Origin of the sequence: Lactobacillus sp. UMNPBX12, from assembly GCF_002553955.1 — a bacterium.
GTDB classification, from domain to species: Bacteria; Bacillota; Bacilli; order Lactobacillales; family Lactobacillaceae; genus Lactobacillus; species Lactobacillus crispatus.
In genome coordinates this window covers 22,085-35,225 of sequence record NZ_PCYY01000004.1, presented here as the reverse complement: position 1 = coordinate 35,225, position 13,141 = coordinate 22,085, and the positions used below count along the sequence as shown (strand labels likewise).

The 13,141-nt window shown below is 35.7% G+C and carries 7 protein-coding genes and 1 pseudogene; 5 read left to right on the top strand and 3 right to left on the bottom strand.

Translation table 11 applies throughout. From position 1 onward, the window contains the following. Positions 1 to 8 precede the first annotated feature (8 nt). The gene (locus CP363_RS02645) at positions 9 to 1,463 is read right to left on the bottom strand and encodes an L-fucose/L-arabinose isomerase family protein (protein WP_098035787.1); all 1,455 of its coding nucleotides are present in this window, start codon (positions 1,461 to 1,463) and stop codon (positions 9 to 11) included. A gap of 115 nt (positions 1,464 to 1,578) precedes the next feature. Then, positions 1,579 to 2,586 carry a LacI family DNA-binding transcriptional regulator gene (locus tag CP363_RS02640; RefSeq protein ID WP_098035786.1) on the bottom strand — a complete coding sequence of 336 codons (1,008 nt, stop codon included), beginning with the start codon at positions 2,584 to 2,586 and terminating at the stop codon, positions 1,579 to 1,581. Between the two features lie 133 nt (positions 2,587 to 2,719). On the opposite strand from CP363_RS02640, the gene CP363_RS02635 reads away from it, so the two are divergent. The 3 genes from CP363_RS02635 to CP363_RS02625 are packed head-to-tail and all read left to right on the top strand — an operon-like array spanning position 2,720 to position 5,954. After that, complete coding sequence (locus tag CP363_RS02635; protein ID WP_098035785.1) at positions 2,720 to 3,553, top strand: transketolase; 834 nt, start codon at positions 2,720 to 2,722, stop codon at positions 3,551 to 3,553. Next, positions 3,546 to 4,487: a transketolase family protein gene (locus tag CP363_RS02630; RefSeq protein WP_098035784.1), complete on the top strand. Its 942-nt coding sequence runs from the start codon at positions 3,546 to 3,548 to the stop codon at positions 4,485 to 4,487. The genes CP363_RS02635 and CP363_RS02630 overlap by 8 nt, the downstream gene beginning before the upstream one ends. Positions 4,488 to 4,502: 15 nt before the next feature. Continuing rightward, positions 4,503 to 5,954, top strand: a complete 1,452-nt coding sequence (locus tag CP363_RS02625) for a glycerol kinase (protein ID WP_098035783.1) — start codon at positions 4,503 to 4,505, stop codon at positions 5,952 to 5,954. 302 nt (positions 5,955 to 6,256) lie between these two features. On the opposite strand, the pseudogene CP363_RS02620 reads toward CP363_RS02625, so the two are convergent. Next, a pseudogene (locus CP363_RS02620) lies at positions 6,257 to 10,964 on the bottom strand (S8 family serine peptidase). A gap of 269 nt (positions 10,965 to 11,233) precedes the next feature. On the opposite strand from CP363_RS02620, the gene CP363_RS02615 reads away from it, so the two are divergent. Beyond that, a complete protein-coding gene (locus tag CP363_RS02615) occupies positions 11,234 to 12,553 on the top strand; it encodes a nucleotidyltransferase (RefSeq protein WP_089146185.1) in 1,320 nt (439 codons plus the stop codon). Continuing rightward, positions 12,546 to 12,914 carry a hypothetical protein gene (locus tag CP363_RS02610; RefSeq protein ID WP_054833006.1) on the top strand — a complete coding sequence of 123 codons (369 nt, stop codon included), beginning with the start codon at positions 12,546 to 12,548 and terminating at the stop codon, positions 12,912 to 12,914. The genes CP363_RS02615 and CP363_RS02610 overlap by 8 nt, the downstream gene beginning before the upstream one ends. Positions 12,915 to 13,141 lie beyond the last annotated feature (227 nt).

Below are 13,141 nucleotides of genomic sequence, written 5' to 3'. Positions count from 1 at the left end.
TATTATTTTTACTTCTGATCATCATCCAAGATAGTATCAAGGTCACCATACCAATATTCTGCTACCTTGTTTTCAATTGGATCGAAGTAATCCGGCTTAACGTTAATATATTTACCTGCTTCAGCCAAAATTGGCACAACATCGGCACGAACACCTGCCATGTGGTGAATATATGGACCATAGACGTACTTAGCTTCAAATCTATTCAAGTCCTTGAATTGGAACCATGCATATGTACCTTGTTCGTACGGGCCTTCACAGGTTTTTGCATTACCAATCAGCATTGAATACTTGCCATGATCACCATCAAATCTGACTAAAGTATAGGTACCATCCTTAACTTGGAAGGCTGCTGAGCCAGGATAATCAAAAACAAAGTGAGATGGTGGTAAAACTGGACGATTCTTAGCAGTTTGGAAAGCAAAAGTTCCTAAGTGTTGAAGCAATTCACCATTTTCATTTTCAGGATGGCGACAGTTTACATCCGCAAATAATGCTCTTTCATCCCCTAATGTTGCTGCTTCTGCCAAAACTTCTGAAATAGCACCGTTAATATCAGTTTCACAAGTTACTGGCATCCCTTCAGTTTGAAGAAGTGCTTCAGAAGCATAAGGCAAGATACCAATTTCACGCTGTAATTCAGTCCAACACTGAATAGTACCAGCATTACAGCCATACTCTTTCATCTTATCTTGCATAGCAAGTTTCAATGCAGCGACCTTGGTAAAATCTTCATCTTTAATCTTAATATCAGCCCACTTACGGTAAACATCCTTAGTTTCTTCAATCCGTGGATCATTCTTCTCAATCAAATCATTCATGTAAGAAGTAAGTTCACCCAATGGAATTGGTGAAAGTTGAATGCCAAACTTTTCAAGCAACTCACCTTCATTAACAATTACTGACCAGAAATCAAATGGACGAGTACCAATTTGTAAGATTCTAGTATTTCTAAATGTCTTTACAACATTACATACCTTAATAAAATCGATTACTCCACGACTAAATGATGGATCATCAATATCACTATTTCTGATATAAGTAAATGGAACGTTAAAATGACGTAAAACTTTGCCAATTGCGAACAAGCCACATTGGGTATCACGTCTTCGTGAACCATCTGGTGCAGGAGCCTCATCCCTTGGCCCCCAAAGAAGAACAGGAACATTAAATTTAGCAGCTAATCGAGCGACTTCATATTCAGTACCGAAGTTCTCATTAGCAATAAACAAACCATCAATTTGTTCTTCTTTAAATTTTTTAGTAATTTTTTCCAGTCCTGCATCGTCATAAAGAAGACCATCGTCATTTACATCTTTAATATCGACGTAGTTTACACCTAATTCATCCAGCTTCTGACGAGTTTTATCCGCAAATTCAATTGCAGCTGTAGCAGAAAAAATATTTCTTCTCGTAGAAGCAAAGCCAATTTTTATTTGTCTCAAGCTCTTCTTATCAACCATATAAAAATAGCCTCCAATTCAGTTTATATTCTTGTATTCGCTTACAGTTAAAAATATAAACTAAAATAAAGACTTGTTCAATGTAGTTTTTACTTAATTAAGCTTAACTAATTATTTATAATGATTCTCGTTTTATCAGCTTAGTTGATATAAAACATTTTTGCGCTAGCCAATCACGTTCCGAAACCTTACTTTGTAGTTGATTAATAGCTTGTGTAACAATTTGAGCGATAGGCACATGAATAGTTGTTAATTCTGGTGTAACCATAGTATCCTCAGAAATATCATCAAATCCTATAATTGCGACATCCTCGGGGACCTTGATTCCTTGTCTAGTCAATTCTTTAAGCAGACGCAAAGCCATATAATCATCTTCACAAAAAATAGCTTGGGGTAATTTATTCTTTAATTCGGGAAGTGTTCCCATCAATTCCGTCGGATTTAGGCTAAAAACATATTCAGGCGGAATTTGTATATTTGCTTCTTTCATCGCTTTTCTAAATCCTGCTCTTCTTTGCAAAAAGTTAGAAATTACGTGCTCTGAGGCAACATAACCGATCTCGCGATAACCCCGATCAATAATGTATTTTCCAGCTGTATAAGCTCCTTGTAAATTGTCAATTGAAACAAAATCAGTGTCTATATCTTCAAAGTAATTATCAATAAAAATTGCATTATGAATTCTCTGATTTAACAATTTAACATGTTCTTTTTTTAAATCAGTTGCTAAAACAATAGCTGCTTGAGATTGTCGAAGCACTTCACTATTGCTTAAATCAGTGCTCAAATGATTTATATTGAGATTTACAATTTGCATCTGACCACCAAAACCACCAACATATTGTGATAGTGAAGAAACTAGAGTATCAAAAAATGGCAAACTACCATAATTCCGATTCATCATACCTGATTGGTCTCTAATAATAACTAAACTGATACTAGCTAATTTTCTTACACCACCCGGTTTGTGCTTTCGCAATGGTTCATAACCTTGTTCTTTAATTACTTGAAAGATTTTCTTTCTTGTTTCTTCACTAACACCAGGTTTACCGTTCAAAGCAAACGAAACCGCAGCTTTAGAAACACCAGCTAGTCGCGCAATATCACTCATTTTTAACTTCATTTTGGTTTTCTTTCTTAAATAAAATTCGCTAACTTAAGCTAAACTAAATAATTAACATAACTAAACTCTTTATAAACATGATACTCTCATTTTGTAAGCTTTTACAAGTGATTTATCAAATGAGGTGTTTTTTATGGATACTCTTGAATTAAAGAAAAAGGCTGTTGAGCTAAGAAAAAGAACTTGGCAATTAATTTATAATCATAAAAATGGTCACACAGGTTCAGATTTATCTTGTGCTGACATTCTAGTTGCACTCTATTATAGTGTAATGAACCAAAATGCTGATAATTTTGATCAAAAAGATGTTGATACATATATCCAAAGTAAAGGTCACGCTGTTGAGATTTGGTATGAAGTATTAGCAGACAGAGGTTACATTGATCGTGATGACCTAGAAAAAAGATATTCAACTTTTAATAGCCCATACATTGGTCACCCTACAACTGATGTCAAAGGAATGGAATTTCACACTGGTTCATTAGGTCACGGCTTAGGACTAGGGGTCGGTGTTGCTTTGGCTGCAAAGATGGATAATTCTCCTAAGCATACCTACGTCTTAATGGGTGATGGTGAACAAGCCGAAGGTTCCGTTTGGGAAGCCGCAATGTCAGCAGCAAATTATAGTCTTGATAATTTGACTGCAATTGTCGACCATAATGATTTGCAAATTACTGGGACTACTGATTCAGTAATGCGTTCAAATCCTATCAGTGATAAATATCGTGCTTTTGGCTGGGATGTCCAAGAAGTAGACGGAAATGATCTTGCTGCTTTAGTAGATATTTTGACTAAGCCTAACAACACAAACAAACCTAGATTGATCGTCGCCAATACTGTAAAAGGCAAAGGAATTACTGCTGCAGAGAATCGTGCAGATTGGCACCACAAGATTCCAACCGAAGCAGAATATCAAGAAGGATTACGTGAACTAGATGCACAAATGGAGGCTCTTAACAATGACTAACACTGATGAAAAATTAACTGCAAATGCTGTTATTGCTGACACTTTAGATAAAGCTACTGCAACAGACCCTAACTTATTAGTTGTCACATGTGACTCACGTGGTTCTGCTGGTTTAGTACCATTTTGTAATGCTCATCCGGATCGTACTATTGAAATGGGGATTGCTGAACAAAATGCTGTAACTGTTGCAGCTGGTATGGCTCATGAAGGTAAGCATCCCTTTGTCTTCTCTCCTGCTTCATTTTTAGCAATGCGTTCGATTGAACAAGTTAAAGTTGATGTCGCATTTAATAAAAATAATGTTAAATTAATTGGTATTTCAGGAGGTAACTCTTACACTTGGCTAGGTAACACTCACCATTCACTTAATGATGTAGCTATCACACGTGCAATTCCAGACTTAGAAGTTTATCAACCATGTGATAAATACCAAACTAAAGCTTTATTTGAATACTTAGTAAAATCAGATAAACCAGCTTATGTTCGTATTGGTAAGCGTAAGCTTGACAATGTTTATCATGAAGACATGGATTTCGTACCTGGTAAAGCAAACATTATTCGTGAAGGTAAAGATATCTGCTTAATTTCTACTGGTGAAACTCTCTACTTTGCTCTTAAAGCAGCGGAAAAATTAGCAGAAAAAGGTATTAGTGCAGAAGTTGTGGACTTAGTATCCATTAAGCCATTAGACAGAGAACTGATCAGCAAATTAGCACAACAATTTGATCAAATTGTAACTGTTGAAGAACATGATGTAATTAATGGTATTGGTGCTGCTGTAGCGACTGAAGTAGCAAAATATGGTCATGCTAAACTCCAAGTTTTAGGTTTTCCAGACAAGCCAGCTATTCAAGGTACTCAAGATGAAGTATTTCACTATTATGGTCTTGATGCTGAAGGTATTACGAAGTCTGTTGCAGAAATTTTAAAGTAAGTCTAGGTGATTTTTATGCCAGAAAAATACATCCTAGCAATTGATCAAAGTACACAAGGAACTAAAGCAATTCTAATAGATCATCACGACCAAATTTCTTGGAAAACTTCACTCCCTCACAAACAAATTATCAATAGCCAAGGTTGGGTTAGCCATGATCTGTCTGAAATAAGACATAATTTATTCGAATTATTTAAATCATGTCTTAATCAGGTAACTCCTGATCAAATTGAAGCTTTAGCTATCACTAATCAGAGAGAATCAGCCGCTGCTTGGTCTCGTAAAACCGGTGAACCCCTTTGTCATACAATTGTTTGGCAGGATAATCGAGCCGAAAATTTAATTAAAAAGATTTCATATCCAGAGTTAACAAATATTGTTAAAAATAAGACTGGCTTGGCCCTTTCACCATACTTTACGGGTGCTAAATGGGGCTGGATGCTGCTCAATGAATCTCGTGTTATTCAAGCGCATGAAAACAATGATCTCTGTTTAGGTACTATGGATAGTTGGTTAGTTTATCAATTAACCAACGGTCAAGCCTTTAAAACAGAGCCTTCCAACGCATGTAGAACCCAATTAATGAATATCCACACTGGTAAATGGGATCCTGAATTGGGTGAAATATTTGGTGTAGATATTGACAATTTACCCGAGATTGTTGATTCAAATGCACATTTTGGTGATACCGATCTTTTTGGTTTACTACCAAATCCAATTCCTATTTTGAGTATTTTAGGCGACTCTCAGGCTGCTTTATTTGCACATGGTTGTTTTAAACCTGGTGATTTTAAAGTCACCTTTGGAACTGGCTCATCTGTAATGCTTAATATTGGTAATAATCTTCCTCAAAATATCAACAATAAACTTAATACTTCCATCGCCTGGTCTCTAAATGGAAAAACTTCCTATGTTCTTGAAGGTAATATCAACTATGCTGGTGCTTGTATCACCTGGCTAAAGAATAACTTAAAATTAATCAATACTCCTGAAGAAACGGCTGATCTAGCTCTTACAGCAAATCCTCAAGACCATACTATATTAATTCCAGCTTTTGCTGGGCTAGGTGCACCTTACTGGAAACCCGATATGAAAGCAGCCTTCGTCAATATGACAGCAACTACTAGTAAAAAAGAACTAATTAGAGCAACATTAAATTCTTTAGTTTACCAGATTGCTGATATTTTGACTGAATTTAAACAATTATATCCTAAGTTGAATCATGAAATTCATACCGATGGTGGTATGATTCACAATAAATATTTAATGCAGTATCTTAGTAATATAACTCAAAGAAATGTTAAAATTGCTGATATTTCTGAACTCAGTGCTTTAGGCAGTGCCATGAATGCACTGGATCACATGAATGGTACTAAATCTTCTAAATCATATGATCCTAGAATGACATCTGAAGCTGCAGGTAATTACCGTAATGAATGGAAAAAATGGATCAATAAATTAGCTTAGATTTCCCCTCTCTAATTTTGAAATAAAATCATAATTGGTAATTCTCCTTGTATCAAATATGTCATTAAAACTTTAAAAGAGATCAAGTAGCATATATTTTCTACTTGATCTCTTTTTTAGTCATAAAAATTATCCTCTACTATGCTTAACTATTTATTCCATAATTCTAAATTTCCGCTTTAATCAAACTTATACTCTGATGTAATTATTTTCATGTAAAAAAGCGGCACATACCGCTTTCCGTATGTGCCGCTCTTTAAAGAATCTTTGCAATAGTTGTTCGCTTTTTTGACTATTTACTTCTAGCTTAATACTGTTTTCTTCAATTTAACAACTTTAGTAACAGTATTAGCCACTTTTACAAATTGACCATCAGCTAATTTGTAATATAACCTACCCTTGATTACATATTTATCTGCATTGTTCAATGCACTAATCCATTGATTCTTCTTAAGTAAAACTTTCTTGCCATGTTTTTTGACAACATTACCTTTTTGATCGTAAACATAAGCATTGTGAGTCAGCTTGAGTCTCTTAGGTGCTTGAAGAACAGTATTTGCCGTTTTAACAAAAGTATTGTTGCCTACTCTATAAAACTTAACGCCATTGATAAATGTTACTTTAGCATTATCCAATGCAACGATTGTCTGTCCTTTTTTGAGCAAGCTCTTAGCATTCTCAACATCAGTCAAAACAACTTCACCATTTTGATCATAAAGATATGCATTATGCAATAATTTAAATGATTTACCTACTAAAGGATCAATTGGTTTTGTTTCAGTAACTCCATCTGTGTCACTCGTGCTAGTGTCAACTACTACATTTGTATTGTCTGTAGGTACAACATAGTTAGGATCAAAATGCACAGTTAGCTTCTTGGTGACGGTGTTTCCAGCCTGATCTACTACATTAACAGTAAAGATATGAGTAGTCGGTTGATCATTATTATCGTTAAGATTTTCAACTTGCTCAAATTCATGATCGCCATATGGATTTGTCAACTCTGTATCAGTATTCAAACCTTCTAAACGATTATAACCTGAGTTTAAGAATTCACGATAAATGTTATTATCATTAACGTAGAGTCTATAACCATCCAAGTTATCATTTACCTTACCTGATAAAACAAATTTAGGATTATTAGTCCAAAGCTCAAGTTCATTACCATTAACTTGGTTGACTTCAAGAGTTGGTTTTACTGTGTCTAAGATAAGATTTAATGTACCACGAACAGTTTGACCGTCCTTCGTCCTATAAAGATAAGCAATTGGACGTTGACCAGTACTATTTGCAGTCACGGCAAAGCTAAACTTACCATTTTGATATAGTTTAACTTGATTTGCAGGGTCATTTTCATTGGAACTATCACTCAAGACAGTTAAGCTAGTTACATTATCGTCTACATTACCAGTTACCGTAAACTTCATTGTAGTGGGATCATAGTAACCCTTTAATACTGCGTTTTGACCAAAACGAGTAGTATCATTATCATTCATATAATCAAAATGAATGTTTGGATTAGGAGCTGTTCTAGTCGTCAAATCAGATGGGGCATGTCCTGGATATGCTCCTGGACCAAATGCATCCACATTTGCTGCCTCGTCTTTTACTTCAACACCTAACTGATCACGGTTAGTATAAACTGGACGATCAGCTGCATCTACTTCATAGTAAACACCCAGGTGATTTGAACTTGCTACGCCTCTTTGACTAGTTTCTTGCTTATCATTGTAAGATGGTCCATTAACAACAGTCCAACCAGTTAATAATGCACGCTTGCCACCATTAATTGAAGTATGTACATGGAATGTAGCTACCCCATCATTAACTTCACCTGTATATAATTCACCTGTAAAGTAATCTTTAGCAAAAGCTTGGACATTTTCACCTTTAGGTACAGCAGCTTGAACAACTACATCATCTTTTCGATTAGTTTCAACAGAGTTGATTGAAACACCAAAGTTACCTGCAAAAGTGTCAGTAACTTGCCAATTAAAGAATGCTTTTGGAGTTACAGTTGAGAAATTCTTTAACACATTTTTACCAGTAGCATCAGTGCTAAATACCAAGTTAGTTGAATTGACATCAACAGGAACAGAATACTGACCATTTTGAACCTGAACTAATTTACCATTCAAATAGAAATCTTGATTTGCTCCACCAATTAACGTGTAAGTCTTAGTATCATTATTGTAACTAGTAGAATTTTGATCAAATGCTAATCCATTAGTAGCATTCCAAACACTAACTGCAGGTTCATTAATATCTTTTCCTGCTACATCAACACTGTAAACTGCAGTATTATCAGCCACATCACTCAAGGCAACACTTACCTTATTTTCAGCGTTTGATAACGCAGCAACCGCATTCTTGTCCAAAGTAAAACTGAAATGTCCTTTTGTCTTTTCAGCATTATCAAAAGCCGACTGGCTATCACTAAGTTTATAGCCGAAGACTTTATCGTTAACTGTAACTGTCGCATATGAATAATTAGTAAAGCCAGCCCCAGTATCTTGGTATTCACCGCTTAAAGTATTCGTGGCTTCATCATATTTCACATTAGACAATGTTGGTGCAACAGTATCAATTACTACAGGGAAATCTGCAGTTTGCACTTGATGAGGTCCTTCATTCCAAAGTGTAGCTACTAATCTATAAGTATAATTACCATCTTTAGCAACTTCCATTTGACCAGTTTTACTATTATATACCTTGCCGTCCCATTCAAACGCATCAGGATTATCTCTCATTGAAACTGATAAGCTTGTATCTTTAGTTACTCCGTTTTCATCATAAGACTTATCTACACCTTGCACATCTGCAACAACTCTTACGACATTACCTTGAGCGTCAAGGACACAGCTTTTAAATCCTTAACATTTTGTTTCAAATAAGTATATGGTTTAAGAAGATCACTCTTATTGTCGTTATTTGGTGAGAAGGCTACCTTTCCGCTTTCATACAATTTTGCAACTTCTTGCCAGTTGTAATCTCCTTCTACATTAACAAGTTGCTTTAATGATTCTTGATCAGCAACACCACGAGGATAATTTTGTTCATTAACGAATCGATTTCCCTGGATGTCGGGGTGTTCTTCATTAGCATTTTGATCAAAAATATTTTCACTGGTTAAGTCACCATAGTAAGCTAAATATGGTACTGAAACTGTAGATTTATCATTAGTATTGGTGAATCTTAAAAATCCTTCTACTAATTGATTGTTGTTTAAGCCATTTAGATTTAAGGAATACGTAACCTGTTTAGTTTCTTTAGGAGCTAAACTAAATGAGTTTTCACCATAAACACGTGCACCCGCTAATTGAATATCATGATAAACTCCAGTATCGCTATCCCTTTGCTCAGTATACCCACCACCAAAATCATCAAAAGTATAAACTTGTTCTTGATCTGTTAGATTATGGAAAGTTAAAGTAAATGGAGTGTTTTCTTTAACTTGATGAAGTGAGACTGAACTTGTTCCATCATCAGTAATTACATAAACTGGATTCGAAGTCGCAGCACCAACATCGATTTGTCCGGCACCCTGTCTACGTGGAGAAACAGGTGTAGTATACCCATTTTGCGTTTGAGGTTTAGCACTGTTCATTAAAAGAGCTTTAGTAGCAGCAACCAACTGCGCTCCTTTTAATTCAGGATTAGTTTTCTTTAGCCGTTGCATTACCAGTGCAGCACTTGCTGCTGCGAATGGACCAGCCATTGAGGTTCCACTCATTGTTTGGTAATTATTATTGTTGACGGTAGAAACAACTTGATACCCTGGAGCAGCCAAATCAGGTTTTAAAGTAAAGTCTTGTACCGGTCCCCAAGATGAAAATCCAGCCATGTCACTATCTTTACCAGTAGCTGAAGTCTCTGCAGCAACTGTTAATGCATTTTTAGAGGCACCAGGATTGGCCACTGTACTTGAATTAAGTGGTTCATAATTACCATCTGCACTTCCAGATTCATAACTTTCTACAGAAGTCACATTACTTGTATTATCAACTGAACCTGAATGACCATTATTTGATGCAGAAATTGAAACAAACACACCATGATCAATTGCATATTGAACAGCTTTTTGTTCAATATTAGTTAATTGCTGATCTGCAACCCCTTGACCAAGGGACATTTGAATTACATCCGCACCTAAATTAGTAGCATCGTAAATAGCCTTAGCAATATCATCAGTTTTTTCATCTGAGAACTGACCGAAAACACGCAATTGCATCAATTGAGCTTCTGGAGCAACACCGACAACGTATTCTTTATTACCATCTGGTTTTCCATCAGCAGCAATGATACCTGAAACGTGTTGACCGTGAGGAGAATCATTTGAGTTAGTGTCATCAGAAGTAATGTAATCATTGTCTCTATCAGCATAGTTATAAACATATGGGAACTTTTCATTTACGTACTTCCCATACCCCTGCTGTTCAATCTTTTTTTGAATATCATCCTTTGAAAGCTTAGGATTTTCAGGCATTGTTTGAAATGGCTTGGATCAGCTCCTGAGTCAATAACAGCTACGACAGTACCTTGACCTTTATACCCTTGGTCCCATGCAGATTGAACATTTCCTTTAACATGATCAGCCTGATTGGCCGGTGCTTGTACTTGATTATTATTTTCCGGTGTATTGTTCTGATCAGTTGTATTAGTTTCTTGATTACTTTGTTGAGATGAATTAGCCTGCACTGTAGCATTTTGTTCAGTATCATGGCTATTAGCTGTATCTCTAGCTTGCGTCTTATTCTCTGTTGTGTTTTGATTTTGTGCTGTTACCTGCACTTCAGAGTTAGCATCTGAAGTTGCAGCATTAGCAGTATTACTAGTTAATAAAACGGTAGATCCAGAAGCAAGAGCAATCATGGCAGCAGCTACCCACTTCTTGCGAACACTAATAATCGTATCGGCCTTCTTTTGTGTTTCTAAAGCTGCCAATCGATCCACTGATTTAAATAAAAACGACAGATCTTTATGATCATTTGGATTTGTTAAATTGCTCATACTTGCATCCCCTATCTAATTTTGTAAGTTTTATTAAATCTCGTTAAAGAAATTTAACAAATAATATCATCTATTTTTTAGATAAGCAATATTTATTTTATATTTTTTTAATTTTACTAAAATAACAAAAAAGCCAACAATCAACAATATCATTAAATTGTTGATTTATTGACTTTTCTAAAATGCCCACTTGTTCGCACGAACAAAAGTTTATATAATATAAATGTGCGCACGTTAGTTCGTGCAGTTTACTAAAGGCGGACGGTATTATGTATGATTTCAAGTACGAACCTCATCGTATTATTTTTATGATTGATAACAAAAGCTTTTTCGCATCATGCGAAGCCCTACGATTAGGCCTTAATCCTATGAAAGCTTGCCTAGTGGTTATTTCAAGACAGCCAGATGCTCCCTGGGGATCAGGCTTGATTATGGCTGCTTCTCCTCTAGCTAAGAAAAAATATAACCTACACAATGTCATGAGAGCTAGAAACTTACCCTCTAAAAAAGAAGCACCAGACTTAATGCTAGTTGATCCACATATGAATCTTTATATCAAACGCAGCATGCAGGTACTCGATATTTTTCGTAAATATGCAGCTGATGAAGATATTCATATGTACTCAATCGACGAAGGCATGATTGATATGACAACCTCTTGGAAACTATTTGGTAATGATCCATATAATGTTGCTCATAAAATTCAAAAAGATATTCACGATACTCTAGGGCTTTATACAACTTGTGGTATTGGTGAAAATCCCTTATTAGCTAAACTTGCCATGGACAATGAGGCTAAGCACAATAAATCTATGGTTGCCTTCTGGCATTACATCGATGTTCCAGATACGATCTGGCGTATTCCAAAATTAGAAGACGTTTGGGGCATTAATACTCGCACTGCTAATCATTTACGTAGAATTGGCATTAATAATGTCTACCAACTGGCGCACACTGATCCAGCCATTCTCAAGAAAGAATTTGGTATTATTGGTGAGCAGCTATTTGCGGAAAGCTGGGGCGTTGATCGCAGTATTATCAGTCATAAGTATCACCCAAAAACTAAAAGCTATGGCAACTCACAGGTTTTACAAAGAGACTATTCTCAGCAACGAGAAATCGAAATTGTCATTCGAGAAATCGGCGAACAAGTTGGAGCTAGAATTCGAGCACATAATTTGTGTGCAGGCAAGGTCAGTCTTTATATTGGCTTCTCCCTTTCAGAACTAGATTATGATAATGATCGCGATGGTTTTAATGTTCAAAGAAAAATCACTCCAACTAATGTTAATCATGAACTTGTACAAACTTTACTAGCTATTTTTAGAAAAAATTGGCGAGGTGAAGCTGTACGCTGTATTGGCGTTAGCTATAGCGAGCTCGTTCCCGACCACAGTATGCAGTTAAATATCCTGGAAGATCCAGAACTACAGATCAAAAGATACAAGCTTGACCATGTAGTAGACAAATTGCGTAAAAAGTACGGCTTTTCCGCAGTAGTTAAAGCATCCAGTCTATCCAAAGGTGCAACAGCTATCCAGCGTAGCAAATTAGTTGGTGGACATAATGGTGGTAATGCTTATGAATAAAAATGCATTCGACCAAAAACTAGATGAGTTCTTTCGTAATTATCAGGATTCTGGCATGAAGAAATGGTCTGGTTTCTTTTTGAGTGATCATACTGTAAAAATTAGCAAGAGCAATATTGAAAGAAATACTAATTATTTTAAAAAGTCTGAAATGACTGTCGATAAAATTAGTGAAATTCTGCTAGATTCCTTTTGTAATCATAGACTGATCTCACTTCAACTAAAAGACCTAGATGAAAATGGTAATTTATCACCTGATATTAAAGGCTTTGTGGAAGGTTATTACGATCAAGAAACAATTATTGTATCAGGATCTAAGTTGCCTTTGGAAGCAATAAATCATGTGCAAATTATTAGCTAAAATATTAGCAAACCAAAAACCAGCATAGGTTAACTTACCTACACTGGCTTTCTTAGTTGATCGATATTGCGATGTGACTTTACTACTGCATCGTAGTTAGAATTTTTGGTTCTATGATAAATCCTGTTGATAGATTTCTATGATATTCTATCAATAGGATTTTTTGCATTAAAAAAGAGGCACAAGCCTCACTGCATAATGTCCTTTGATACCACTCTTTAGAAATT

Bases quoted from the DNA above. Each gene is read 5' to 3' on its own strand.
- CP363_RS02645 (WP_098035787.1), bottom strand. From the start codon at position 1,463: ATGGTTGATAAGAAGAGCTTGAGACAAATAAAAATTGGCTTTGCTTCT.
- CP363_RS02640 (WP_098035786.1), bottom strand. From the start codon at position 2,586: ATGAAGTTAAAAATGAGTGATATTGCGCGACTAGCTGGTGTTTCTAAA.
- CP363_RS02635 (WP_098035785.1), top strand. From the start codon at position 2,720: ATGGATACTCTTGAATTAAAGAAAAAGGCTGTTGAGCTAAGAAAAAGA.
- CP363_RS02630 (WP_098035784.1), top strand. From the start codon at position 3,546: ATGACTAACACTGATGAAAAATTAACTGCAAATGCTGTTATTGCTGAC.
- CP363_RS02625 (WP_098035783.1), top strand. From the start codon at position 4,503: ATGCCAGAAAAATACATCCTAGCAATTGATCAAAGTACACAAGGAACT.
- CP363_RS02615 (WP_089146185.1), top strand. From the start codon at position 11,234: ATGTATGATTTCAAGTACGAACCTCATCGTATTATTTTTATGATTGAT.
- CP363_RS02610 (WP_054833006.1), top strand. From the start codon at position 12,546: ATGAATAAAAATGCATTCGACCAAAAACTAGATGAGTTCTTTCGTAAT.